25 protein-coding genes and 2 tRNA genes are annotated in these 25,168 nt (G+C 61.6%); 13 read left to right on the top strand and 14 right to left on the bottom strand.

Annotated features, from left to right (window positions below):
- Positions 1–8: 8 nt before the first annotated feature.
- A complete protein-coding gene (locus I41_RS18885; RefSeq protein WP_210421000.1) occupies positions 9–761 on the bottom strand; it encodes an SRPBCC family protein in 753 nt (250 codons plus the stop codon).
- Between the two features lie 616 nt (positions 762–1,377).
- Between I41_RS18885 and I41_RS18890 the strand changes: the two genes are divergently transcribed.
- Positions 1,378–1,659 carry a hypothetical protein gene (locus tag I41_RS18890; protein WP_145434489.1) on the top strand — a complete coding sequence of 94 codons (282 nt, stop codon included), beginning with the start codon at positions 1,378–1,380 and terminating at the stop codon, positions 1,657–1,659.
- 136 nt (positions 1,660–1,795) lie between these two features.
- On the opposite strand, the gene I41_RS18895 is transcribed toward I41_RS18890, so the two are convergent.
- Complete coding sequence (locus I41_RS18895; protein WP_145434490.1) at positions 1,796–2,272, bottom strand: NUDIX domain-containing protein; 477 nt, start codon at positions 2,270–2,272, stop codon at positions 1,796–1,798.
- A gap of 167 nt (positions 2,273–2,439) precedes the next feature.
- On the opposite strand from I41_RS18895, the gene I41_RS18900 reads away from it, so the two are divergent.
- Positions 2,440–3,261 carry a DUF72 domain-containing protein gene (locus I41_RS18900; RefSeq protein WP_210421001.1) on the top strand — a complete coding sequence of 274 codons (822 nt, stop codon included), beginning with the start codon at positions 2,440–2,442 and terminating at the stop codon, positions 3,259–3,261.
- A gap of 2 nt (positions 3,262–3,263) precedes the next feature.
- The gene (locus tag I41_RS18905; RefSeq protein ID WP_145434492.1) at positions 3,264–3,746 is read left to right on the top strand and encodes a hypothetical protein; all 483 of its coding nucleotides are present in this window, start codon (positions 3,264–3,266) and stop codon (positions 3,744–3,746) included.
- Between the two features lie 679 nt (positions 3,747–4,425).
- On the opposite strand, the gene I41_RS18910 is transcribed toward I41_RS18905, so the two are convergent.
- From I41_RS18910 to I41_RS18920, 3 genes are all read right to left on the bottom strand, one after another.
- On the bottom strand, positions 4,426–4,641 hold the full coding sequence (locus I41_RS18910) for a hypothetical protein (RefSeq protein WP_145434493.1): 216 nt from the start codon (positions 4,639–4,641) through the stop codon (positions 4,426–4,428).
- Positions 4,642–4,901: 260 nt separating this feature from the next.
- The gene (locus tag I41_RS18915; protein ID WP_145434494.1) at positions 4,902–5,222 is read right to left on the bottom strand and encodes a hypothetical protein; all 321 of its coding nucleotides are present in this window, start codon (positions 5,220–5,222) and stop codon (positions 4,902–4,904) included.
- A 569-nt stretch (positions 5,223–5,791) separates the two neighbouring features.
- Positions 5,792–5,865 (bottom strand) — tRNA-Pro (locus I41_RS18920).
- Positions 5,866–6,132: 267 nt separating this feature from the next.
- On the opposite strand from I41_RS18920, the gene I41_RS18925 reads away from it, so the two are divergent.
- On the top strand, positions 6,133–7,422 hold the full coding sequence (locus I41_RS18925; RefSeq protein WP_145434495.1) for a c-type cytochrome domain-containing protein: 1,290 nt from the start codon (positions 6,133–6,135) through the stop codon (positions 7,420–7,422).
- Between the two features lie 119 nt (positions 7,423–7,541).
- Here the strand turns inward: I41_RS18925 and I41_RS18930 are convergent, their stop codons facing one another.
- The 3 genes from I41_RS18930 to I41_RS18940 all read right to left on the bottom strand — a co-directional run bounded on the left by I41_RS18930 (position 7,542) and on the right by I41_RS18940 (position 9,912).
- Positions 7,542–8,114: a DinB family protein gene (locus I41_RS18930; RefSeq protein ID WP_145434496.1), complete on the bottom strand. Its 573-nt coding sequence runs from the start codon at positions 8,112–8,114 to the stop codon at positions 7,542–7,544.
- A 32-nt stretch (positions 8,115–8,146) separates the two neighbouring features.
- Positions 8,147–9,049, bottom strand: coding sequence for an aminotransferase class IV (locus tag I41_RS18935; RefSeq protein WP_145434497.1), 903 nt, complete (start codon positions 9,047–9,049; stop codon positions 8,147–8,149).
- A 134-nt stretch (positions 9,050–9,183) separates the two neighbouring features.
- Positions 9,184–9,912, bottom strand: a complete 729-nt coding sequence (locus tag I41_RS18940; RefSeq protein ID WP_145434498.1) for a sulfotransferase-like domain-containing protein — start codon at positions 9,910–9,912, stop codon at positions 9,184–9,186.
- Positions 9,913–10,188: 276 nt separating this feature from the next.
- Here I41_RS18940 and I41_RS18945 point away from each other — a divergent pair, with 276 nt between their 5' ends.
- The 3 genes from I41_RS18945 (at position 10,189) to I41_RS18955 (ending at position 12,996) form a co-directional block, all read left to right on the top strand.
- Positions 10,189–11,526, top strand: coding sequence for an MFS transporter (locus I41_RS18945; protein ID WP_246133704.1), 1,338 nt, complete (start codon positions 10,189–10,191; stop codon positions 11,524–11,526).
- Positions 11,527–11,786: 260 nt separating this feature from the next.
- Positions 11,787–12,716, top strand: coding sequence for an MCP four helix bundle domain-containing protein (locus I41_RS18950; protein WP_168207013.1), 930 nt, complete (start codon positions 11,787–11,789; stop codon positions 12,714–12,716).
- A 46-nt stretch (positions 12,717–12,762) separates the two neighbouring features.
- Complete coding sequence (locus tag I41_RS18955) at positions 12,763–12,996, top strand: PF20097 family protein (protein ID WP_145434500.1); 234 nt, start codon at positions 12,763–12,765, stop codon at positions 12,994–12,996.
- Positions 12,997–13,665: 669 nt separating this feature from the next.
- Here the strand turns inward: I41_RS18955 and I41_RS18960 are convergent.
- Positions 13,666–13,737: transfer RNA gene (locus tag I41_RS18960), tRNA-Cys, on the bottom strand.
- Positions 13,738–13,975: 238 nt separating this feature from the next.
- On the opposite strand from I41_RS18960, the gene I41_RS18965 reads away from it, so the two are divergent.
- Both I41_RS18965 and I41_RS18970 read left to right on the top strand, forming a co-directional pair.
- Positions 13,976–14,317 carry a hypothetical protein gene (locus I41_RS18965; RefSeq protein WP_145434501.1) on the top strand — a complete coding sequence of 114 codons (342 nt, stop codon included), beginning with the start codon at positions 13,976–13,978 and terminating at the stop codon, positions 14,315–14,317.
- A 13-nt stretch (positions 14,318–14,330) separates the two neighbouring features.
- The gene (locus I41_RS18970) at positions 14,331–14,681 is read left to right on the top strand and encodes a hypothetical protein (protein WP_145434502.1); all 351 of its coding nucleotides are present in this window, start codon (positions 14,331–14,333) and stop codon (positions 14,679–14,681) included.
- A gap of 172 nt (positions 14,682–14,853) precedes the next feature.
- Here the strand turns inward: I41_RS18970 and I41_RS18975 are convergent, their stop codons facing one another.
- A complete protein-coding gene (locus I41_RS18975; protein ID WP_145434503.1) occupies positions 14,854–15,249 on the bottom strand; it encodes a hypothetical protein in 396 nt (131 codons plus the stop codon).
- Positions 15,250–15,732: 483 nt separating this feature from the next.
- Here I41_RS18975 and I41_RS27415 point away from each other — a divergent pair, with 483 nt between their 5' ends.
- On the top strand, positions 15,733–15,882 hold the full coding sequence (locus tag I41_RS27415; RefSeq protein ID WP_168207014.1) for a hypothetical protein: 150 nt from the start codon (positions 15,733–15,735) through the stop codon (positions 15,880–15,882).
- A gap of 104 nt (positions 15,883–15,986) precedes the next feature.
- Here I41_RS27415 and uvrB read toward each other — a convergent pair whose 3' ends face one another.
- Positions 15,987–18,041 carry an excinuclease ABC subunit UvrB gene (gene uvrB / locus I41_RS18980; RefSeq protein WP_145434504.1) on the bottom strand — a complete coding sequence of 685 codons (2,055 nt, stop codon included), beginning with the start codon at positions 18,039–18,041 and terminating at the stop codon, positions 15,987–15,989.
- 32 nt (positions 18,042–18,073) lie between these two features.
- Complete coding sequence (locus tag I41_RS18985; RefSeq protein ID WP_145434505.1) at positions 18,074–18,472, bottom strand: ComEA family DNA-binding protein; 399 nt, start codon at positions 18,470–18,472, stop codon at positions 18,074–18,076.
- A gap of 135 nt (positions 18,473–18,607) precedes the next feature.
- Here I41_RS18985 and nadC point away from each other — a divergent pair, with 135 nt between their 5' ends.
- The 3 genes from nadC (at position 18,608) to I41_RS19000 (ending at position 22,631) form a co-directional block, all read left to right on the top strand.
- Positions 18,608–19,540, top strand: coding sequence for a carboxylating nicotinate-nucleotide diphosphorylase (nadC, locus tag I41_RS18990; protein WP_145434506.1), 933 nt, complete (start codon positions 18,608–18,610; stop codon positions 19,538–19,540).
- Positions 19,541–20,231: 691 nt separating this feature from the next.
- Positions 20,232–21,077 carry a hypothetical protein gene (locus tag I41_RS18995; protein ID WP_145434507.1) on the top strand — a complete coding sequence of 282 codons (846 nt, stop codon included), beginning with the start codon at positions 20,232–20,234 and terminating at the stop codon, positions 21,075–21,077.
- A 396-nt stretch (positions 21,078–21,473) separates the two neighbouring features.
- A complete protein-coding gene (locus I41_RS19000; RefSeq protein WP_145434508.1) occupies positions 21,474–22,631 on the top strand; it encodes an Lpg1974 family pore-forming outer membrane protein in 1,158 nt (385 codons plus the stop codon).
- 175 nt (positions 22,632–22,806) lie between these two features.
- Here the strand turns inward: I41_RS19000 and rpsU are convergent, their stop codons facing one another.
- Both rpsU and I41_RS19010 read right to left on the bottom strand, forming a co-directional pair.
- Positions 22,807–23,010, bottom strand: a complete 204-nt coding sequence (gene rpsU, locus I41_RS19005; protein WP_145434509.1) for a 30S ribosomal protein S21 — start codon at positions 23,008–23,010, stop codon at positions 22,807–22,809.
- Between the two features lie 481 nt (positions 23,011–23,491).
- Positions 23,492–25,162, bottom strand: a complete 1,671-nt coding sequence (locus I41_RS19010) for an ABC1 kinase family protein (protein ID WP_145434510.1) — start codon at positions 25,160–25,162, stop codon at positions 23,492–23,494.
- Between the last annotated feature and the right edge of the window lie 6 nt (positions 25,163–25,168).

Raw genomic sequence — 25,168 nt, forward strand, 5'->3', positions numbered from 1 at the left:
GATGGCGACTACGACTCGCGCACGCCGTGACCGGTGCAAGTTCCACGGGGCTGGCCGACGATGGTCAGAATGTCACCTGCTTCCATCAGCCGCTTGAAACGGCGCAAGTCGTCATGGATTTGCTGCTTGGGCTCTTCGTGGAACAGCTTCGCAATCCATTGGCCCAACTTCCCGGCAGGGGGGCGATACTCCATCTCCACGCGGACGTTCGTGCCGCGATCTCCGAGCGCCTTTGTAAACTGAATCGACCCGCGATGTTCAATGTCCGCACCCGGTAGCGAGCGCCATCTAATAAGCTTGTTCGGCTCGTCGGCAGTAATCTCAGCGTCCCATTCGACCTTGCCGCCATAAATCGCGGGAGCATTGGCAACCCAATGGGAACGGCCCCGATCAAGCTCGCTGACCGATTCCAAATGTGACATGAATTTCGGCAAGTTCTCGAAGTGGCGCCAGAAAGAATAGAGGACCTCCGCCGGTTTATTAATCAAGAACGAAGCACTGACTTCGACGCCGTCATCGCGATCAGCGTCACAGGGGCAGGTATTAGCCCCGAGAGCCTGGTAGAGGCTGCAGTGCCCGGTGATGCCTCGAAACGCCAACGCGCTACCGACGCCGGCAATGAAGACTCCGGTAGCGTCTCGCCGCCGCAGACCAAGTGCTGCCAAGATCGCTCCCGCAGCAATCGAGATGGCCCGCTCCGGGTTGCCCACATTCTGCAGCCCCGAGGACCTGCCATTCAATTGTTGTACGGACTGTTCCACCGTTTGAACAATTTGCGGCGGTCGATTTGTTTGCCGAGCGTTCGACTCACGAGTGCTAGCGGGCCGGTTGCGCGTACTCTTGGCCATGTTCCCTCCCTTTAGTTGCGGTCGTCGCCCAATCCTTGTGGCAAGAGTCGTACCCATCTACCGATTTGACGCCGGAGGCCCATTCACTGCGACTACGCGGCTTGGGGAGCGCGTCGCGGCAGCTTTCGGATTCCAGCGAAGCACGCCCGCGCGACTCGTCTCCCCCCAAGAGATGACTCAAGATCGATCAGGCAGGACGAGTTAAGCACGCCGCCCAACTCGGGCGATTGCCCCATCTCCTCGGGAACTGGCTTCAGTTTCGCAGCGAGGTCGAACTAAAAACGTCGTTTGCCGCCGGAGTTCGGTAAAAAAGGTGATTCTATGCTCTCCAAAAACGCACGCCGCATCGCGGATCCGGGAAGACTAAACGGCGCAGGATTCGCGTGCGGCATCATCGCCGACCACTCAATCCAAGCTATCCAAGCGATCTGCGCCCGTGCCTCTACAATTCAGCCGTCGATTTCACTCGCTCGTTCGCGCCGGCCGACACTGGGTAAACCTTCGTCTGCCAACCTCGTCAGCCACACGTTTGGCCACGGAGATTTATCCAGCGCTCTGGGAGCATGCGCTGAAAAATCCAGCGCTCTGGGAGCATGCGCTGAAAAAGTTCGCCGCAAATTCCCGAGTCACGTCGGAGATGCGCGACGATTTTAAGGCTCGTGCCGCTCATCTGGCACAACCCCGCGTCGACGAGCTGGTCCGAGCCGACCAAACCGTGAATGGCGCCGCCGCCAATCGTTTGATAGTCGATGCTGCCACCATCGCCGCGCACATGGTGCTCCGCTCGATCAGGCAGCGCAACTTGAGCTAGGAGGCGACATTTGTTTGCGTTTTTCTCGAGCCGTTTGGGATGTCTCGGCTCGCTAGTGATCTCGCTGCTCGGCACGCTACTGCTTTACATACTGATGCGATGACGCCGGCGGCAGAATGCAGGCGTCGCCTCGCCGTTAATGAGTTGCTTCAAGTAGCTGGGCAACACGATCGAGTAGCGGCGCCTGGGCCGCCGCGATTTTTGTCCTCGCATCACCTAATGCAAACATGTCGATGCGATCGACCTCCGGGAACTCAACCAGCATGCCAGACTTTGGCGGCCATTCCATGCTGAACTTCCCCGGCCGAAAGCGCGCCAGGATTTCAGCCTCCAATTCGTCGCTCCAGACGGCGAACCCATGCATGATCTTGCCCGACCGAAGTCGCACCATTCCCAACGGCGCCGCCGGCCCCGCAGGACGCCAGCCGATCTCCTCTTCGAACCCCCTTCGCGCGGCAATCTCTAGTTCTTCGCCGTCATTAACCAACCCCTTGGGGATCGTCCAAGCGCCCAAATCTTTCCGAGCGAAGTACGGACCGCCCGGATGAGCCAGGAGCACGCGCAGCTCTGGCGAACGGATGCACAGCAAGGTTCCCGCGCTGATTGCAGGCATGTTCCCTCGGTGAGTTTTGGCAGTTCGACGCCAGTTCATTCTTCCTGGCGACGCTGATAACTCAAGATGTTCGCGATCTCAGTGACGCCTCCTTCGACGGGACCCGGGCTGATAGGCCACGGCACGAGAATTGCCGAACGTTGCGCCGTCTTCAAGGGATGCAACGAATGGCTGCGACAATCTACATCGGGTGCGCCGGCTGGAGTCTCCGGAAAGAGCATGGCGATCTCTTCTCGAACTGCGGCAGCCATCTAGAGCGCTATGCAACCCGCTTCAACGCCGTCGAAATCAACTCCTCGTTTTACCGGCCGCACCGCCTCGCCACGTACGATCGATGGGCTGCGTCGACGCCTCCCACTTTTCGTTTCGCAGTGAAACTGCCCAAGCAAATCACGCATCTCAACCGGCTGCTGGCCTCCACCGACGCCATCGCCCGCTTTGCGTCGGAAACCGGCGGCCTTCGCGCGAAGCTCGGCGTCGTCCTGGTCCAACTTCCTCCCAGCCTCGCGTTTGACGGCGACGTCGCCACAGCATTCTTCCAGCAACTCACCGCTGCCTTCCGTTGCCCAATCGTCTATGAACCGCGGCATTCCTCGTGGTTCGAGCCCTCTGCCGAGGCGGTACTCGCCGAACATCGCATTGGCCGCGTGGCGGCCGACCCGCCCGCAACGCCGGCTGCCGCCATGCCGCTGACCGCTAATGGCCTCGTCTACTACCGCTGGCATGGCTCGCCCCAGGTTTATTATTCGTCCTACGATCGAGGGGCGCTTGTCGATCTGTCTCAGCGGCTAACGCGGTCGATAACTGACTCGCTCGACGCCTGGATCATTTTCGATAACACCGCCCTGGGCGCCGCCACTCTCAACGCTTTGGATCTCAGAAATCAACTTCGCAGCGTCGCCGATGGCAATCACATCGACGCCGGAACGCCAGGCGCAGAAGCTCGATCTACCAAAAGCGGCACAACGGTCACTAGCATAGGGAACTAAGCGTGTCCGCAAACCTCCAGACCTATCTCCGCGACCACTTGGCCGGTGCTCAGTTCGCCACGTCGCTCCTCGCCGATTTAGGCGCGCAAACCCTCGACGCGGATCTTGCCGCGTTCGCGCGGACATTGCTTGCCGAGATCGAAGCCGACGAGCAGCTCGTCGAGCAGATCCTGGGACGGCTCGACTCGCAACCGAGCATGATCAAAGAGGCCTCCGCCTGGCTTGCCCAGAAGTTGGGCCGCGCCAAATTGCAGGTCGGCAGCGACCCGTTCAGCATCTTTGAAGGCCTGGAGCTCGTCGCCATCGGCATCCTCGGCAAGCTGTCGCTCTGGAAGGCGCTTCAAGCGATCCCCGCTCACGAAAATGCCTTCGCGATACTCGACCTCGCCCAGTTGGCCAATCGCGCAAGCGACCAGCACGCTGCAGTCGAACAATGGCGAATCACTTACGCGGTCTCAGCGCTCAGCGAATCGGCGTCGGGATGAGCGGAGAATGCACGCAGTCAATCCACTTGGTCGCCCTCGCCAGATCAACCAGCGACGGGGCCGTTACCGAACAGCATGCCTAAGAAGCATGGACTTGCCGTTCATGCGACGTGGCGCAGTTCTGCGCCCAGTCGAGGGCCGCATTTGGTCGCGGGTAAGCCAATAGTGACGCGCCACCGACCTGGCATTTCGGACAGCGCCACGTCGCTTGGTAGTCGCCGCCCGCCTCCCGCAGCGCCGTAAGTTCATACTGCACGCCATCTAAGCGAAGGTGACGGCGCACAACTTCCACCTGCATCGAGTCCACGCTTGCCTCCGTTGACGGTGCCGGAGGAAATACTGCAAATCGCGCTCCGCAAACTGTCGCCCCGCTACGCTAAAGGCTATTCGCGAACCGGAATTGGCCGCCGTCCGAGACCGCGACCGAGACCAGAATCGGCAATTGACAAGCCGGCGCCAGGCTTCCGCCTTTGCCGATATCCTTCGATTGAATGTCAGCGTGCCAAGCCGCGCAAACTTTCGACGCGATTGCGCGTTTCGCCCGTCGTCCCTGCGGCAATGTTCGCCAAAATGACGCGCGAAGGCGGGAATCTAGCCGTACCGGCTCACCCCCGGTTCCGGCGACCGGCTTTGGCGTCGCGTGAATCGCTTCCGATAGCGCGACGCTCTTTTCTTGCGCTCAAAGCATCACCGGCGCCGCGAGCAACGCGGCGACGACGGCGAAGGCGATTAGCGCCGAGCGAATCGAGAACTGGCGACGGAAGCGAATCACGCCGGCGCCAGCGAGGGCGAAGACGAGGGCGGGATACCAAAGGGGGAAATAGACCCCGCCGAGGTCGATGATTTGGAATTGCCCGAAACTGCCCGGAGCATTACCGGTTGCAAAGCCGGCCACCTCATTTGGAATTCTTTCGAACATCTATCGTGGCGGAGCGGTCGCCAGCAATCCGATCGTTCCGCGAGGATATATGCCTATTGCTGCCGAGCCAGAGTAGAACGCCGCCTGGAACCCGTTCGAACTTCCACTAATCGGTCGCTGCACAGTGTAAACGAAGGTTTCGGTGCGCCACCACAACGCCACACAAGCGACGCTCGCCGCGAAGCAAACAGTCGCCAGGGCGTAGCGGATATACTTGGCCATATTGGGCGTTCTGGTTAATTCGCCGATCGGTCGGATCGTGGTGGCGGCTCGCCTTTTCGCGGCTTTTCCGATAGTTGCCTATCCATGACAGTGATGTCGCTCGGCCCCCGTTGAAACACAAACCGATCCGGGCCATCAAACACCGCAAGCATTTTGAACGGTTTTGCTTCCGGCGGCAGTGGCTTCGCTCCATCCTCTCTTGGCTGTTCATACTTCAGATTCACCAAACAAGCATTCTCATAGGTGGCCACGATCGTCCACGATATCAATACGCTGAACTTCTCTGTGGACGAATCGTTTGAAATCGTTCCCGTGCCGTCTGGAAGCAATTCCATTACGGCGTCATCTGGCTGGGCGTGATCGCGCCATCGCCCAATGATTAGGTCCGCTGGCGCACGGCGATTGGAGCGGGCGTTCGCCGCGGGGACGGGCTCGCCGATGAGTGCAAAGCCCGTGTCGCTTGGGACTTCCTGCCCAATCGCCTCTCGATTCCAGTCTACGTTGTGAGCGGCCCAAGCAACGACGACGCCAACAATCAACAAGGCGCACGCTTTCATGGCAACGACTCCGATTTGCGACGAGGGAAAGTCGCCGCTGAGTATACCCGCAAGCGCCGAAAAGCAGATGCGAAACACCAACATCCGCATGGAACGGCGGCTCAGATTTAATCGGGCTCGCGCAGCGCCCCAGGTACCCATGAGTGCGAAGCGTCGCCGCCGCCGGGGGTCGACCAAGTCGAACTAACGGCGTCTCGAGACGTGCTTCGATAGCCCGGCAGTTGAAAAAGTTGCGCCGCGAGCGGCGCTAAGAACGCGGGCCCGATCGTAGGGAACTCAGGCGGCCCAGCGGCAGAACCAGGGAGCTCTCTCTCGAAAGCCCCCTGATTCGCCGTCTTAAACAAAAGTCGGGCCGACAGGATTCGAACCTGCGACCTTTTGACCCCCAGTCAAACGCGCTACCAGCCTGCGCTACGGCCCGAACTTTTTGAAGATTCTGTGCCCGGCCGACGCGATCCTGCCGCAGGAAGAGGGCGGATCGACGGTCGAAAACGGCCGAGTTGAGTCCGGCTAGTTTATCAACGGCTCGAGAGGACGGCAATGGAGGGCCCGTGGGCGGGTGTTTTCGGCTCGCCGCGGCGATTACAATCGAGCTGGCGCCACCGCGCTGCTTTTCCGAGGTAACTTTTCGAGAAGAGCCTCGTCATCGTCGTTGTCACTTGCTCGACCTGTCCGGGAGCGTTTCACCATGCGTCGCTGCTGCATCCTCGCTTGCCTCACGTTGGGTTTCGTGCCGCTGAATTCGTCGCTCGCCCAGGCGGACGACAAGATCGACTTCGCCGCGCAGATCCAGCCGATCCTCACCGCCAAGTGCGCCGGCTGCCACGGCGCCGAGAAGGCGGCGGCGAAGTTGCGGCTCGACTCGGCCGACCAGATCACGGCGTTCGAGGAGAAGGACCATCTGCTCGTCGCCGGCAAACCCGATGAGAGCGAGCTCTACCAACGCCTCGTCCTCCCCGCCGACGACAAGAAGCGGATGCCCAAAGGCGCCGATCCCCTTCCCGAAGCTGAGATCGCGCTGATCAAGCAGTGGATTGAACAAGGCGCCGTCCTTGCCGCGGTGGCCGCGGTGACGACGCCGGCTCCAGCCGACGCGGCGATGCCCGCTGACGAAGCCGCGAAGAAGGCGGCTGAGGAAGCCAAGGCGGCCGAAGCCGCGCTCAAAGCCGCTGATGAAGCTGAACTGGCCAAGGTCGCTCCCGCCGCCCCCGAGGCATTGGAAAAGCTCAAGCAAGCCGGCGCCAGCGTCATGCCGTTGTACGGCGAAAGCCCGCTGCTGCAAGTGAGCTTCGCCCGCGCCGATTCGCCCGCCGGCGACGAGGCGCTCGCCGCCTTGGCCGGCGCCGCCGACCAAATTGTCTGGCTCGATCTCAGCGGCGCTCAAGCCACCGGCGAAGGCTACAAGCAACTGGCGTCGCTGAAGAATCTCGGTCGCCTCCATCTCGAAAAGTCGAGCGTCGATGACGCCAGCCTCGCTCATGTCGCCGCGCTGCCGCGATTGGAGTACCTCAACCTCTACAGCACGGCAGTTACCGACGCCGGCCTGGAACAACTCAAAGCCGCCAAGCGGCTCCGCAAGCTCTACCTCTGGCAGACGAAGGTCGGCTACGATCCCGCGCTCGCCCTGCAGGCAGGCACGCCCGGCCTCGAAGTAAATCTCGGCTGGGATCATCCCGGCGTCGTCAAGGCGCGGCTGACGAAGGAACTCGAAACCGCCAAGAAAACCGCGGAAGAGGCGACCGCAAAGGCCGCCGAAGCGCAGAAGACCCTTGAGGCCGCCAACGCCGAAAAGGCCGCGGCCGACGCCAAGCTGCAAGAAATCGACGGGCAGCTCAAGGCGCTCGACGCCCCGCCCGTCGCTGAAGCGGCCCCGGCCGAAACCGCGCCGGCGGCAGCCCCAGCGGCCGAAGCCGCCCCCGCAGCAGACGCGGCCCCGGCCGCCGAGGCGGCGCCTGCGGAACAAGCTGCGGCGAAGTAGTCTGGAGCACTTCGGCCCCTGGCTCCGCCAGGGGATCGGCCAGCATACGGCAAGCGTCGTTACGCGTTGTGCTACCCCCTGGCGGAGCCGGGGGCGGCAAGCGCGCCCACGAGAATGCTCTAGCTGGCGGGCGGCTCGGCGCGCCGCGCGTAGTCGCGATTCCCCCATGCGGCCGCGTTGTGCGCCGCCGAACCGCCGCGCGGAATCGTCAGCGTCGTCCACTCGTCGCCCGCCCAATGCCGGGCGAGTTGAACGATCTGCCCCACATGGTACGACGTATGCGCCAACGATCGCTGCATCGCCAGCGGCACGGAGTGCGCTTCGCCCCGAATCTGCACCGTTCGCGCAATGTCGGCCGCGTCTAGCGAGGTCAGCGTGCCAAACAGCGCCCGCCACGCCTCTTCCCACGCGGCCAGCAGTGCCGCGCGACCGGCCCGCGCATCAACGAACTCGCCATCGCGATTACGCTCGGGCTTCTCGCCGTCGCTCGTCAGAAAATCGGTCCACCGCGACGCCAGATTTCCGGCGACGTGCTGCATGATCACCGCGATCGAGTTGGTGTTCTCGTCCAGCGCCTGATGAAGCGCGTCGTCGCCGATCTGAGCGACCGCGCGGTCGACAAGCGATTTGTGATATTGGAACGATTGCCGCGTCGCGTCGACCCAATGCAACAGCAACTCCGTTGAATCCATCGCAAGTCCTCATTTGATTTGGGAAAGCAACCCTACTCGACGACTACTTCGCCAGTAGTTGCCGTCAGCTCACGGAAGCAAGCGGTCAGCCGATTCAGCACCGGTCGATCGCCCGCGCGACCGATCGACCGCCCGTCGACCTCGACGATGGGCGTCAACTCCCCCATGGTGCCGGTACAGAACGCTTCCTCCGCTCGATAAAGCTCCGCCAAACTAAAGTCGCCCTCGCGACACGCGATGCCATGCTCGCGGCAGAGTTGCAGCACCACCGACCGCGTAATCCCCTCCGGGCAGGCCGCCGTCGTTGAGGTGCAGACGACTCCCTCGGAGACAAAGAAAACGTGGGTCGCGTTCGTTTCCGCAATAAATCCGCGGCCATCGAGCATCAACGCATCGTCGGCCCCGGCCGCATTCGCCTGGATCTTCGCCAGGATCGAGTTGAGCAGATTATTGTGGTGGATCTTCGGATCGAGCACCTCCGGCCCTGGCCGCCGATACCCCGACGTGATCAGCCGGATCCCCGCCTGATCGTAAACGGGCGGCTTATGCTCGGCCAGCACGATCAGCGTCGGCCCGGCCTGGTTGAGCCGCGGATCCATGCCGCTGGTGACCTTCACGCCGCGCGTGAGCGTCAGACGAATATGCACGCCGTCGCGCATCTGGTTCGCCGCCAGCGTGCGGCGAATCTCCTCGATGATCTTCTCGTGCGGCGGAATCTCGGCAAATGCCAGCGCCTGCGCCGAGTGGACCAAACGATCGAGATGTTCGCGCAGCTTGAAGATCCGACCGTTGTACAGCCGCAGTCCCTCCCACACGGCGTCCCCGCCTTGCACCGCCGAATCAAACGGACTGATCCCCGCCTCATCGCGATGAACCAGCCGCCCGTTAATGTTCACCTGCAAGTCGCGATTCCGTTCGTCGTATTTCTGCAGCATGCTCTTTTTGAACCGTTACTCAAGTGAAAATAGAAAGGGGAGGGCGGTGTCATTCTGAGCGAAGCGAAGAATCTAGAGCCTCAAAAACAGCATCTGATCCTTCGCTTCGCTCAGGATGACGCAACTCGTCGCATTCACCGCAATCGGTGCTCATACAACCGCCGGTAGAGTCGCTCGCACTCGGCCAGCACTTTCGTCAGGCGTTCAGGCACGATGTCTTCCTTCGGCTTGTACGGCGCAAACGTCGTCGTCTCATAAACCTTGGCATACCAGAACGGCGCCCAGGCTCCATCCGTCTCACGCGGCCCCGCCGCCCACCGGAGCATTTCCTCTCGAAACGGCACGTCGACCGCGTCGCAGAGCAGGGCGAGCATCCGCCGCGGCTGCCGCAGCACGTCCGCCGCGTCGAGCACCGGCGGCGTCAGCCCGGTACGCGCGCGAATCCGCTCGAACAGCGCCAGCTGCTGCGGCAACCCTGTGTCCTCCACGCGCGGCGTCGGCAGGAACTCCAGCAGCGACGTGAGCATCTCCCGCGGTTCACGAATGAGAAACGCGCTCGTCAGCTCATCGATCCACGCCAGTTCCACTTCTGGCAACAGATGATGGGCCATCTGCTTTTGATAGAAAACCTGCCGGCCGTCCGGAACGGGCCCGGTCAGCCAGCGAATGACGGTCGCCAACTCAGCGTCGTGACGGGCCAGCGTTTCGTCGTACCCCGGATGCCGCCGGTCGCCCGTCATCTTTAGATAGTGAGCGTACAGCGGCTCGTCGCACACCGCCGCATCGGGCCGACTCCCCCACGACCGCATCATCGCGGTGGAGATGTTTCGCGGTCCCGACCACATGGCCAAGCGAAGAGACATGAGTAGTGCACCGTCAACGGGTCAGTGGGCGTGGGCGAACTGCGGAGGAAATGACGAATGACGAAGCCCGAATGCCGAATGGGGCCCACCACGCCTTTCCATTCGTCATTCGTCATTCTGACTTCGTCATTTATTATCCTCCCTGCGGCTTTCACGCGGCCCAGCCGCAAACTACACTTTTACCCATCGCCAATGGCGGGCGGCAGCGGGGGGCCAAACTTTTCCACCCCGCTCGTCGCCGTAGCTCGCCTTCCCCGCACATACGAGGACGTAGCCTTGTCAGCCGTCGCCCGCTTGTCCGTGATGATGTTCCTCCAGTTCTTCACCTGGGGGGCCTGGTTCGTGACGCTCGGCGCCTGCCTCGGGGCCAACGATTTGTCCGGATCGATCGCCGCCGCCTACGGCACCGCTCCGATCGCGGCGATCGTCGCCCCGCTGTTCCTAGGCCTGATCGCCGACCGTTTCTTTCCCTCCCAGGTGGTGATGGGAGTGCTGCTGCTCATCGGCGGGGGTCTCCTCTGGGTCTTGCCAGGTTACGCCGAAGCGGGAAACGCGAACATCGTCTACTGGCTGATTCTCGGCCACATGCTCTGCTACATGCCAACGCTTGGTTTGAGCAACACGATCGCCTTCACCAACATCTCCGACCAGAGCCTGTTCCCCAGAGTCCGAGTCTGGGGCACCATCGGCTGGATCGCCGCCGGCCTCGTCGTCGGCTTCAAGGGCTGGTCGGCCAGCTACAACATTTTCTACCTCGCCGCCGTGTGCTCGGGTCTACTCGGCGTCTACTGCTTCACGCTGCCCCACACGCCGCCGCCGGCCAAGGGAAAGCCGATGGATATGCGTACGCTGCTGATGCTCGACGCGTTGCGGCTCCTGAAAAACCCCTCGTTCTTTGTCTTCATTCTCTGCTCGACGCTCATTTGCATTCCGCTCGCTTACTACTACGGCTTCACGTCCAACTACCTCAGCCAGATCGGCTTCAAGCAACCCGCCTCGACGATGACGCTCGGCCAAATGAGCGAAATCGTCTTCATGCTGCTGATCCCTTTCTTCTTCCGCCGCCTCGGCGTGAAGTGGATGATTCTCGTCGGCATGGCCGCGTGGGTGATTCGTTACCTCTTGTTCGCCTTCGGAGCGCCTGATCAAACCGTCTGGATGATCCTCGCCGCCGTCCTCCTCCACGGCGTCTGCTACGACTTCTTCTTCGTCACCGGCTTCATGTACACCGACAGCAAGGCCCCGAACGAAGTTCGCGGGCAGGCTCAGGGGATGCTCGTCTTCTTCACCCAGGGCGTCGGCATGTTCTTCGGCTACATGGTCGCCGGCAATCGCTTTGCCACCTCGGTGCCGAAGTACCAGGAGCTCGCTGACGCCTTCAAGGCTGCCACGCCTGCCGAAACCGTGTCGTTCGCTGAGTCGTTCAAGCAAATGTTCTCGGTTGCTCGGCCAGAGGCAATCGAATCGACAGCCTTGCTACGCGAAACGATGCTCCAATGGCGTGAGTTCTGGCTCCTCCCCGCCGGCATGGCCGCCGCGGTGCTAGTGATCTTCCTCGTCGCCTTCCACGACCGCGACACGTCCAAGCCGATCGAAATCGAAGAAACGGCGTAATTCGCCTTTAATCAGCGATCCAACGGGGTCGGGGACCTTTTGCCACTGGCGAGTCGCGTTTGGCAGAACGCCTCCAGTGGCAAAAGGTTCCCGACCCCTTCGCACGCCAAGCCGCCGCTGGTGCGCGCCTACGGACCCAGCCCCTTATTTTCCGCTCCCGCGGGACGAGAACCGCAGGGCCAGGCGCCTGCGCCCTCCGCTATACTGACACCCACGCTGACGTCGTATATCTAGTTCGTGTCCGCCCCAGGAACGCCGCCGTGAACGCCGACGAAACCAGATCAACCCTCCGCACGAGCCTGGTCGCCTTTTTCGCCGTGCTGGCCCTGCTGGTCGGCGCCTACTTTTTCGGCGTCAACCAGTCGAGCCGCGGCATTCTCTCCACCTTGAAAGAACAAGACGCCAAAGAACATCTGGTCGCCGCCATGCTCGTCAACCTTCAAGCGGCTTCGGAGGCGGAGAAGAGCGCCGTCATGGCCGAAACCGACGAAGCCTCGCAGACCAACGCCGCCGAGGCGCAACAAAAATCCGCTGCCGTCGAAGCAGACAGGCGCGAGCTCAGCGGCTTGATTGAGGGAAACGGTCAAGCTGAAGACGAGCAACAGCTTCTCAACGAGTTCAACACAGCCTGGGCGGCGTACCAGGATCTTGACCGCGAGATTCTCGCCCTCGCCGTCGAGAACACAAATCTCAAAGCCGTGAAACTCTCACTGGGCCCCGCCGCCGAGGCCCTCGCGCGCTTCGACGCCGCGCTGCAACAGCTCGCCGCCACGGCGGGCGCCACCCCCGACGGCGCCCAGGCAGCGCAGGCAGCGTTCCAAGCCGTCGTCGCCGCCCACAACATCCACACCTTGCAGGGCCCCCACATCGCCGAGTCGAGCGACGCGGAGATGGACCGCATCGAAGGCGAAATGACCGAGCTCGACAAGCAGGTCAGCGCCTCCCTGGAAACGCTCGCCAACCTCCCCGGCGCCGAGCAGCAGGCCGAACTAGCGCAAGCCCAAGCCGCCTACCAGGAATTTCAAAAGGTCCAAACGCAAATCCTGGAGCTCTCCCGCCGCAACAGCAACGTCCGCTCGCTCACCTTGTCGCTCGGCAAGAAGCGATTGGCAACCGCGAGCTGCACGGAGACTCTCACCGCTCTGCAGAAATCGATTCGCAACGAGAAGTCTCCTGCCACTCGCTGGTAGACAAGCTGCAAGACGTAGCCTTTGCTCTCAACCGATGAATCCATCCATGGAAGCCGCCGCCATCGTCTGCCCCAAATGCAACGGCCAGATGAACCAAGGCTTCGTCGCCGACAAGACTCGCGCCGCAGTGGAAGTAATGACGTGGCGCCCCGGCCCGCCGGAGACGTCGTTCTTCAGCGGCACCAAGCTCCCCGCCGGTTCGCTCCCCATCGCCGCCTTCTGCTGCGAACACTGCGGCTATCTGGAGTTCTACGCCAGCAAACTGTTCGGCCGCCACTGAGAGAGCGTCTAACTCATTTAAACATTTGAGAACAGTGGAACCGCCGTTTGAGGCCAATGAACGCAGATGATTTATCATCTGCGTCTATCCGCGTTCATCCGCGGTCCCATCGAATCCTCAGGCTTGCCGCCGTGCTCGTCGTGCCGTCGTTGCTCAATTTTCGCCGTGATTCCTGGGCGTCCTTGGCGGTTAATTTTTCAGACGGTGCAGTTAGCAAGCGGCCAGAAATAGTTGCTGAAATTGGCCGCGCACTCTGCTAGGGTGACGTTCGGCGAGGCGTTCTCTCGTCCCTCGTCGCTCTTCGGCAACTCGACATTGTCTCCACAACGACGGCCCTAACCGGGAGCGTTCCTGCTGACTGCACGCGGAGACTTTTGCGACTTTTGCGTCTCGGAAGCGCGATTAGAAAAACGCAAAATTCCGGCGCCGTTTTCACGCTCAATACGGTACAACGAGTCGGAAAACACCGCTTCAATTCCGCTTGCCGGCGGTACGCAGGCCCAGAATTTTGCGGCTTTTTATTGGTGCCCCCCCGGGGCGCACGCAAAAGCAAAACCCCCTCGATCGGAGGGATGGCCAAGAAACGCCTCTTGTCGCGCTGCTAGCTAGTTGCGACGCAGCGCAAAAAAGAGGCCGTTGGCTTCCCAGGAAGCCAACGGCCTAGGCAAGAGGCGCCGGTGAGAGTCGAACTCACGATGTCGGATTTGCAATCCGATGCCTTAGCCACTTGGCTACGGCGCCGTGTCACTCGTCCTTAGAAAACTATGAAATCCGTTCGACCTGGTCAAGTGCAGGTCTTTTGCGGGTTAGGTCGTTTCGGCAAACAGGGTTTTCCTTGCTGCGTGTGACGCTAGTGCCTGTTTATCGGATTGGTTTGCAGCGGAACCTCACAAAATTTCGATGACCTCTCAGCGGCACGATGCCCGCTGGCTCGAACGCCCTGTCGGCCACTAGCACTCGCAGGAAAGGAATCTGCACGATGCTCGAACGATCCTTCGGCGTGGCGGCGCGTCGTCGCCGGACACTGGACGCCCTGGTTCGACACGTCGCTGAGGCGAGCGTCGAAGCGATTTGCCGGCTCGTGCAGGAGCGGATCGAAACGATGGGGCCCAGCGAAGCCCGCGGCTACGTCCGGGCCCGCGCCGCCCGCGAGATTCGCCAACAAACGCGGCTCGCCTTCGCCCAACAACCCGGCGTCGACGCCAATTGGGAACTGCTGGTCGTCGTCCGCTCGACCGAGCGCGTGGTGCCGCTGGCAATGCGGCAGCTCACCGCAATGCGGCTCCAGCGCCAAACCGCCGCCCACCGCCGCGCGGCATAGGCGGCCGATCCGCATGGACACCACCGACTACCCCTCGCTGGGACGGCTAGCTGTGCTCAACGCCCAGCTGGCGCGACAGGCGCGGCTGGTCGAGGACGTCGTCGATCGGCAACTCGACGGCGTCGAGCGGCTGTTCCGCGCGGCGGCCCTCAGCGACTGGCAGGCGGTGCTCCGCATCAGTGAAGAGCTGATCGCCCAATTGCAGGACCCGACCGACCTGCCCGTGGTTCGTTCCGCCCAGCAGCTCTGCGACCTGCTGCGGCGCGACCCTTCGGGCGGCAAAGTATCGGTCCGCCTGGCCGAGCTCCTCTCTGCTTGCCGCTCGGCTAGATTGACCGATCGCCCGAGTCGACGGTCGTCCTGAGCTAAGCGTCGCCCCGGACGGCGCGAGAGATTCAGCCAGTTCGGCCGGATGCTACCAGCCTCGATTGACGTCGCTTGACCAGATCGCGCGTCGTTCGCCAACGAGAAAAAGCCGCCGATCGAAACGACCGGCGGCTCGCTGGATTAAAGTAATACTCGCCGCAAACCAGGGTCTAACGGACGACGCTCGGCTCGATGTTGTAGATCACGATCGGCCGGCTGCTGGTGTACCAGGCGAATGGACGTCCGCCCGGTTGTTGCCAAGCGGGGCTGTACATCGTCGTGTACGGCATTCCCGAGGCGGTCGGACGGCTGTTCGAGAAGCCGTACCATCGGAGGGCTTCGAGGCGGGCCATCCGCTGGGCGCCCCGCTCCATCGCCTTTTGTTGGGCGACCGTGGGGGCCTCATTCCGTTTTTCGGTCTTTGGATACCACGATTCGGTCGCGGGGGCCGCCGGGACGGTCGGTTCTTCGACGAATTCCTGCGCCACGGCGGAGGAACCGGGCGCCGCGATCGCCAGCGCCGAGATGGCGGCGAGCTTCAGCCCGTAAGTGCGGATTGATTTCATGGGACGGAGCGTCTCCTGCCAAGATAGCGAAGGCGGGGGCGAACTACCCTCGGAAGGATTCCGATCGGGCCAAGGCGGGGGGCGAGTCGAAGCTGCGAAAACATCGCGTTCAAGGCTCGCTAGACAATCTTTCGGTCGCGAGCGGCCGGCGCGCTCAAACCGATCGCTGCGACAGGCGCAGTTTGCCAACCTTGCCAGTCGCCCGGCGCCGCCTGGCGAAGCTGGCGAGACTTTGACGCCCAAAATGAGGAAAGCTTACATCGTTCGCCTGATTGCAACCGGGCGTTCGGAGTGTTAGGTTGCCGTCAAAGTCAACGCCGCTTAACGTGGAACCGCATCGGAACGCAGAGAATTCGTCGCCCCGTCAGCAGGAGCGCAAGGGGCGGGTATACTTACGCGACGACGGCAGGCCGCCGAGCGTCGCGGCTAAACAGGTCTATTGGTTGCCTTTCGTAGGCTGCTCACAAACAGGAGTTCTTTCGTATGAAACGCATTGCTATGTTGCTCTTTGGCTTGACGATGACGGTCGGCATGATCGGCTGCGCCGAAAAGAAGGCCGAGCCGACTGCCCCCGCCGCCACCACGCCAGCCGCTGAGACCACCCCGGCCGCCCCGGCTGACGCGCCCAAGTAAGCGCTGGGCGAAGCATTCAAAAAGAAAAGGGGCGGCCCGCTGCGGGCCGTCCCTTTTCATATGCAGCCATACTCGTTCATATGCAGCCATACTCGGATGGCCAACTACACATTTCGTTTTGGCCGCGGCACGCGTCCCTTCCCTCGGCGGCCTTTACCTGCTTTGGTCTCCTTCACCGAATCGACCGTCTCGCCGATCGAGTCTTGCATTTTTTCGATCCGATCGCGAATCGCCGCCGCCCGTTCGAACTCCAGCGCATCAGCCGCGGCCAGCATCTCCGCTTCCAGTTCAGCCAGGTACTCTGCGGTGATGTACTGCGCTTCGTCGGTTCGACCGACGGCCGCATTCGCCCTGGCGTGAGCGCTGGCGTCCGCTTCGATTCCGCGATGGATCGCCTTCTTGATCGTCTCGGGCGTGATGCCGTGAGCCTGGTTGTACTCATGCTGCAGCTTCCGACGACGCTCTGTTTCGTCGATTGCCCGCTGCATCGAGTTCGTCATCTTGTCGCCGTAGAGAATCACCTTTGCATTGACGTTGCGTGCCGCGCGGCCGATGGTCTGCATCAGCGACGTTTCGCTGCGGAGAAATCCTTCCTTGTCAGCGTCGAGGATTGCCACGAGCGAAACTTCCGGCAAGTCGAGCCCTTCCCGCAGCAGGTTCACGCCCACGAGGGCTTCGAACCGACCTTGCCGTAGATCGCGCAGCAGCTCAACTCGCTCAAACGCATCCAGCTCGCTATGGAGCCACTTGCACGCGATGCCCTGTTCCAAGAAGTAGTTCGACAGATCCTCCGCCAGCCGTTTCGTCAGCGTCGTTACCAGTGTCCGTTCGCCCACCGCGACGCGAGCCCTGATCTCCTCCAGTAAATGCGGCACCTGACCGCGGGCGGGAACGACTTCGATCACCGGGTCGAGCAGTCCCGTGGGCCTTACGACCTGTTCGATGACTTCGCCGCCCGTTTGGCCCAGTTCGTACTTGCCGGGGGTCGCCGACACGTAGATGGCGCTGCTCACTCGTTCCCGCCATTCGTCGAATTTCAACGGTCGATTGTCGAGCGCGCTGGGCAGCCGGAAGCCATGCTCGACGAGGGTTTCTTTCCGGCTACGGTCGCCGGCGTACATCGCCCCGATCTGAGGGACAGTGGCGTGCGATTCGTCGATGAACAGCAAATAGTCTTTCGGGAAGAAGTCGAACAGCGTCGACGGGGACGAACCGGGCGGCTTGCCGCTAAGCGGTCGACTGTAGTTCTCGATGCCGGGGCAGTAGCCGACCTCCATCATCATCTCGATATCGAACCGCGTTCGCGCGTTGAGCCGTTGCGCCTCGAGCATTTTCCCAACGGAGCGGAAGTGGTCTAGTTGCTGGGCTAGTTCCTTCCGAATCGAATCGACCGCGTTATGAATTCGCTCTTCCGGCAACACAAAGTGCTTCGCCGGGTAGATATACATCTGCTCAAGATTGTTCACCGCCTCGCCCGTCACTGGATTAATAATCGAGAGACGCTCGATTTCGTCGCCCCAGAACTCGATGCGGTACGCGAACTCTTCGTACGACGGCCAAATTTCCACGCAATCGCCGCGGACGCGAAACTTCCCGCGAGCGGGATCTGCGTCGTTCCGATCGTACTGGATATCGACAAGTCGCGCTAACACGTCGTCTCGATCGAGCGATTGCCCGACCTGCAGCCCGACCATCATCTGCTTGTAATCTTCAGGAGAGCCCAAACCATAAATGCACGAGACGCTGGCCACCACGATGACGTCTCGGCGACTGACCAGCGAGCTAGTGGTCGCCAGCCGCATCCGGTCGATCTCTTCATTGATCGACGCGTCTTTCTCGATGTAGATGTCGCGCTGCGGGATGTAGGCTTCAGGCTGGTAGTAGTCGTAATAGCTGACGAAGTAGCTCACCGCGTTGTGCGGGAAGAACTCTTTGAATTCAGAATAAAGCTGTGCCGCGAGCGTCTTGTTGTGCGACAAGATCAGCGCCGGCCGCTGCAGCTGCTGGATGACGTTCGCCATCGTGAACGTCTTGCCCGAGCCGGTGACGCCCATCAACACCTGCTCGCGCTGTCCGTTCTTCAAGCCTTCGACCAGCGATTTGATCGCGGCCGGTTGATCGCCGGCGGGCTGGAACGGCGATTCTAGTTGAAACTGCACGGCGAAATCCTTCGGTCAGGTCGGCAATAGTGCTAGCGATTGGCAACTTCCGCTTCGTCCGCGATCGGCAGCAGGTAGGGGCGAATCCGGTCGATCGTCCGGGGGCCGATGCCGTCGACGCGAGTCAGTTCCTCCACGCTATGGAACGCTCCTCGCTCCTCGCGTTCCGCCATGATCCTCTCGGCAAGCGTGCGGCCAACGCCGGGGAGTTGCATCAGTTCCGGCCAATCGGCCTTGTTGACGTTGACCTGAAACTTCGCAGTCAGCGGGGCGGCACGATCGATGTCAATCGTGCCGCGCTCATTGCTGGAGTGCCGCCACCACCCTGCCGCCATCAACGCCAGAACGCCGGCCGTCAGCACGGTGACCGTGCGACGTTCGCGGGGGCGAATCAGCGCGCCGGACGGCGTTGGCGGGGGAGGGGAGGGCATCGCGACGGTCGACGGGGGCGTTCAGGGCGCGGTACAAAACGGAATCTCGAATTATAGCGGGACGCCGCCTTGTGGGAGTCGGGGAAAGTGAGCGGAGTTGCGGCCGCTGCCCGCAATCAGGAGGGAGCGAAAGCCATGGATCATGATTTTCAGCAGATTGAATGGGACGCCGCCACGATCGAAGATTGCCAGCAGCTGGTCCGGTTAGCCGTCCGGGAGGATCTAGAACGGCAGCAGGATTGGACCACCCTCGCTCTCGTGGCGCCCGACCGCGTCGGCGCGGCCGACATCGTCTCTCGGCAGGCTGGATTCGTGGCGGGAATACAAGCCATCGCAGTGACCATCGACGAAATGGGGGGGCAACTCACGTTTGAGGCACGAGTGGCGGATGGCGACCAGGTCAGCGCCATGACGACGCTTGGTCGCCTGAGCGGCCAGGTCCGTGACCTACTGACCTGCGAACGGATCATCCTAAACATACTCGGCCGCATGATGGGGGTGGCGACGCTGGCCGCCCAATACGTCGAGCGGGTCGCCGGAACGCCCGCCCGAATTTACGACACGCGAAAAACGACCCCTGGGTGGCGGCGGCTCGAGAAGTTCGCCGTCCGCTGCGGCGGGGCCCGCAATCACCGGCTCGGCCTCTACGACGCCGTGCTGATTAAGGATAATCATCTGGCCCAGTTCGCTCGCCCGGGCGAACCCGCCGGCGACGCCGCAGCGCGGGCAGTGCGGCAGGCGAGAGAATTCCTGCGGGAGTTCGCCGCGGTCGACAAGCTGGCCAGTGCGGGAATCGTCGAGATCGAAGTTGATACGCTCGAACAGCTTGCAGCCGTGTTGCCCGAGCGGCCTGAGATTGTGTTGCTCGACAACATGCAGCTTCAGCAACTCCGCGCGGGCGTGGCCATGCGCAACGCACTTGCCCCAGGAGTGGAGCTGGAAGCTTCGGGCGGGGTGAATCTCGAAACAGTTCGCGGAATCGCTAAAAGCGGCGTTGATCGGATCAGCGTTGGCGGCATCACCCACGCGGCGAAATCGCTCGATGTGGGACTTGATTGGCACGTCTGAGCGCATTTCCGGGCGGCCACGAGGCGATTCTCGACGCCGGAGCTGTGATTCCTACATCCGGAATAACCCGAATACTCGGCCTGATAAGAATTCATACCTTGCTCGCTATATTCTAGTTGACACGCCTACTTCGCCCGAATATCCTACGGAAGTGTGGGCAGCAATCCGCACGTACTAATTAATCGTTTCAAATTGTCGTTCTGATCGGGAAGTTGACCTCATGAACATTCGATCGGCGGCGGGTCGTCAGGGCCTGGCTGCTGTCCGAACTGGCAACTCGACATTGCCTGGGTCTGCTTCACCATCTTGGAAGAACGATTAATCGCACGGCTTTTTCTGTGCTGGCGATTTCTCGCGGAAGCGAGCCCTCGGCAAGACTCTGAGCCGCCGTTGCACTGTTCACGCCGAAGACATTTGCCTTCGCGTTTCCGTGCGGACAAGCTCCGTTCCTTTTGACTACCCGGCCCCTTAATCAGCTCGCGCATCTGACGATGCGCGCATGATGATCCTGCGTCTTTTTGTGGACGCAAATGGCCGATCGAATGCGGCCCCGCCTCGGATGGACTTCCGAGAGGGCCACTCTTGAGACTCGCTCCTGATCGCTTCCGTGCACCGGAGTGATTGAAGGCTGCTTAGATCAACGCTGCAAGACATCGCAGTGGTCGACAGCCGGAGTAGGGGACACCTCAACATGTCGCGAGTCAACATCATTGGACGAGTCCGTCAGTTTGCGTGTCTGCTCGGCGTGGCGCTTGCCGTCGCCGCGGGTCTCAGCGGAGGCGAAGCCCATGCCGTCGTGCCGACGCCGACCGGTTTCACCTTGCAGATGTCGCCGTACGCACGCGTCCTCGAGTACGTCGGTACGCCGGAGTTCATGGACGTTCTCTGGCAGGAGTCTTGCGACAACCCTCACCTGCGCGTCCGCGCCCGCAACAAGCCGGCGCTGATGCTGACGAACAACGCCGACTCGGCGGCGCCGATCACCAGCTTCACGCTGAGCATCGATGCATCGCAGCCCTACCTGTTCGGTACGGGCGACCTCGTCTCCGACAATTTCACGAACTTGATCAAGGACACGATCTATACGGACTCTGGCGTTTCGATCACCGGCAGCTCGCTCTCGCCCGACGGCAAAACGTTAACCGTCAACTTCGACGGCCTAACCGCTGGCAAGAAGGCCATCTTCAATGTTGATCTCGACGCCGAAGATCCAGGTATGTTCCCCTTCCCCGACTACCGCATGGTACTGCTGGGCGCCCCTTACCCCGGCGAAAACCCAACCGATCCCGGTAGCTACTCCGCCACGTTCACCAACGCCGCTAGCCCGGTCCCGAACGCTCAAACGCTTACTGGCGAGTTCGAGCAGATGACCGAGACGCCCACCTATCACGATATGGTCATCCGCCCTTACGGCGTGATGGACAAGCTCGAGATCATCACCGGCGGCGGGGAAATCCCCGAACCCAACAGCTTTGTCCTGGCGATCGGCGGACTGACCGCGTTGGCGGTTCGGCGGATCCGACGCGCCGCGGCATAGGCCAGCAGTTCCACAGAACCTTCACTCCCCAAAGGCGAGGCGGCATCGGCTGCCTCGCCTTTTATTGCGCGCGGTAGTCCATCGCGGCGACGGTTTTCGACATTGCTAGCGGCGTTGCTAGGGACGCCGAATACGCTGCGCGAACCGTGGCAAACTTTGCGGCGCTGAGCGATCGCGCCGAATGCTCCGGCGGCTCCGTTTCTGCGGATTTCTCCCGAAATAGGGAAAGTGCGGGTTCGACCCGATCCGATTAATCCGAATGGGCAAACCGTAGGTCGCGTTGCGAACCCGTTATCGCATCGAACGTCGACCACCGGACTGGCGAACGACTCAGGGCGACTCAGCACCGAGTCGGGGGACGCCAGGCCGACACGAACTCATAGGGGGGAATCTGGGATGAAACTTGCTACCTGGGGGAGCGCTGCGCTTGCAGTATGTCTCGCCATGGGCGGCGTTGCGCCGCTACGCGCTCAACAGAGCGAATCGATCGCCGCGTCCAGCATTACGTCGGAAATGGACGACTCGAACTACGGGTCGTACGAGTCCTGCAATACCTGCCCCTCGGGCGGTTACGGCGCCGGCGGCCTCTTCGGCGGCTTGGGTGATCGCAACATGCAACTCGTCTTCGGCGCGGAGTATATCTACGCTCAGGCGACGTTCAGCGAAGCCTTGGCCTACGTCGAGCAAGACGCCATCGAAGGCGGCGAAACGTGGCATCAGATCGACTTCAACTACAACTCCAACTACAGCTTCTACGGCGGCGTCTACTTGTGCGATTGCGGCGGTTCGGTGATCTTCGACTACACCCGTTTGACCAGCGACGGCGACTACGCCGCCAGCGAATCGACCGGCGTCGATATCTTCGGACCGTTCGAGATTGACGGCAACATCGATGGCCACGCCAGCGTCGACCTGAAGTCGTACGACTTATCTTTCGCGAAGACGATTCCGCTGGGATGTCTGCTCGGCGGCGCGGGGTGCGGCGATTGCTGCGACGACACGTGCTGCGGCGACGGTTCCTGCGGCAACGGCTGCGGCGGCGGTTGGTGCCCGGCGTGGGACATTACTTGGTCTGGCGGCGTCCGCTACGCCAACGTCGGCTGGGGCAACACGATTACCGCCACCGATCCGAACGGCGGCGCGTTCATCGACTCCGCCAACACGTCGCTCAACTTCGATGGCTTCGGCGGTCGCGTGGGCCTGCTGGGGCGTCGCTACATCGGCAAGCGCGGTCTATTCAGCGTCTACGGTCGCGGCGATTGGTCGTTGTTGTTCGGCAACGTCGACATCCAAACGATTGTCACCAATCAGGCCGGTTCCGCGTTTTTGCGGACGAGCAACGACATTACCGTGCCGGTTACGGAGATCGAGCTCGGCGCCTCGGCCCATTTGGGCCAGCATGCCACGTTGTCCGCTGGTTACTTCTGGTCGGCTTGGCATGACCTCGGCATGAGCCCCGAGTATGCGTTCGACCAGTTCCAGATTAGCCACTTCGACGACGCGAACATCCTCGGCTGGAATGGCTTGTTCGGCCGCGTGGAAGTTGCGTTCTAAGCCGGTTGAGACTCGGGTAAGCCGATAACTTACGGCGACATAAAACAGGGCCAGTCACTCCGATGGAGCGACTGGCCCTGTTCCTTGATCAGTATTTTCCAACGACGTAGCGACAGCGTCGCCACAGTGCAGGCGAATTCGACCAAACGGACGAGCGTGCGTTATCGGGGCGCGCCTAACCGATGCCGCCGACCATCAGGCGATCGCGCTTGGCGCGGCGCTCAGCGCGAAGACGAGCGCGACGCTTGGTTTCGCTCGGCTTCTCGTAGAATTCGCGCACGCGGATTTCCTTCTTGATGCCGCTCCGCTCCACAAGCTTCCGAAACCGACGGACTGCCTCTTGGGCCGTCTCTTTGTCACGCAGTGTCAACTTAACCACGCCGAATCGCCTTTCTACACAATCGACTCTGAACGCCGCCAACGCCCCTTGGAAGTGGGCTAACTCGTTAACGGGAAACTACTAAGGTAGCATCGGCCTTAAGGGACGTAAAGGCCGGGGTTTCCCTGGTTGCTAGGGTTCCGCGGAAAACCTGCCCCTACCGGAACAACCGGCATTTCGCGCCTCGAAGCGAAGACCGCGGAGCACAAATCGGCTCCGCGCCGCAACGACGACCGGTCGATCCATACATAGTCGGCGAGCGGGTAACTCCCGGATGGCGTTGTTCCGAGCTGCGGGCGTTGGCAATGAGTGAAACAGAGCGATCCAACGTCATTCGTGCTTTGGACTTGCGCCACGACGAAGTGCTTCAGTCGCTGGCAACGCTCGAGCAGCAGGTGGAACTGGCCATCGCGGCCGTCAGGCCCTCGATGGCGGCCGAAAAAACGTCTCCAACGCCCGGCGATAGAAAATCATCCGCCGCCTAATGACGGTCGAGGTGGCCCGACTTGTTGATAGCCCTCAGCAGTCGGATCCCAAGCAGCCCGCTGAGAATCATGCCGGCCAATCCGGGAGCGGACGCGCCGTCAAGCGGCCAAAACCAGAACGGCCAAACATTGTTGGTCACCAGCAGCACCGAGCCGATAAACAGCGCACTGGTCAGCATCCCCAAGACCAGCCGATTCACCGACGGCTCCAGGCCGCGATGGTCGAGGTGGACGTCGAACCGACCGGTTTGCACCTGTTGCAGGATATCGCGCATGCGCCGAGGAAAGATTTCCGCGAGTTGCTCCAACTCGTAGACGATCCGCCTTGCCTTGCGAAACTGCCGCGTTGGCGAGATTCTGCGGGCCATCATCTTTTTTCGATAGGGCTTGAGGATCTGCATCAGGCTGAAGTCGGGCGCCAATCGCCGGCCCGTTCCTTCGAGCATGACCAGCACCTTGAGCAGCATGGTCATCGCGGCCGGAAGAAGGATGCGGTGGCGGCGCATCACCTCGAACATTTCGCGCAGCGCGGCTGCGAGTTCAAAGTTCTCGGCCGATTGATGCGCGAACTGAGCGATGTAGTCGGCCAGATCGATGGCTAGCGCCGATTCGTCGAGCCCCGGCGGCGTGGCGCCGACGCGTATGACGATCGCCCCGAGCCGTTGGCTGTCTTGTTCGACGATCGCGAGTAGGAACTCTTCAATCTCTTCGCGAAGCGCGTCGTCGATACGGCCCACCATGCCGTAGTCGAGCAATCCCAATCCCTCGTTGGGCAACAGCAGTAGATTCCCGGGATGAGGATCAGCGTGGTAAAAGCCGTTCCGGAAGATCATTTCCAAGTAAAGGTCGGCGCCCTGGCGGGCGATGGCTGAGAGGGCGATGCCGCTCTCCGCTACCTTCTGCGGCGACGACAGCGGAACGCCTTCGAGCCATTCCATCACCAAGACGCGATCGGTGGAGAACTCCGCGTACGGACGCGGAATTCTCACCAGCGGGCTGCCATTGAAGTGTCGGCGAAATTCCTCCATGTGCCGCCGCTCGCGCTCAAAGTCGAGTTCGCGTCGGAGGGCTCGTTGAAAATCGGCGATACTGGCGCACGGTTGATAGGGCGCGAGTTCGGGAATCATCTCGGCGAGTTGAGCGAGACCTTGCAGGATTTCCAAATCGACCCGCACGCGGCGCGAGATATCGCGACGTTGAACTTTGACGGCCACCTCCTGGCCCGTGACGAGGCGTGCGCGGTGGACCTGGCCGATCGACGCCGAAGCGACGGGAAGATCACTGAATTCCGCGAAGATGTCCGTAAGCGCGCAGCTGAGATCTTCTTCAACGAGTTGCGTGACGACGTCGGGTGGGTCGGGCGGCACGCTCCGTTGGAGTTTTTCGAGTTCCTCGGCCAGCTCGCGTCCGACCATGTCGGGTCGCGTGCTCATGATTTGGCCAAGCTTGATGAAGGTTGGACCAAGTTCCTCCATCGCCATTCGAATCCGCGTTTCACGGCTGGCGTCGGCGAGGACTTCGCCCGTGCGATTCTTCAGCAATCCGCGGCCGAACGAAAACTCGAACCGCGCCAGCCACCCCGCAAGGCCGTACTTGCTGAGGATCGACAGAATCTCCCGCCAACGATTGACGTTGCGATAGACTTGGGGGATGGCGCCGATACGCATGCGATG

The organism is Lacipirellula limnantheis, from assembly GCF_007746075.1.
Taxonomy (GTDB): Bacteria; Planctomycetota; Planctomycetia; order Pirellulales; family Lacipirellulaceae; genus Lacipirellula; species Lacipirellula limnantheis.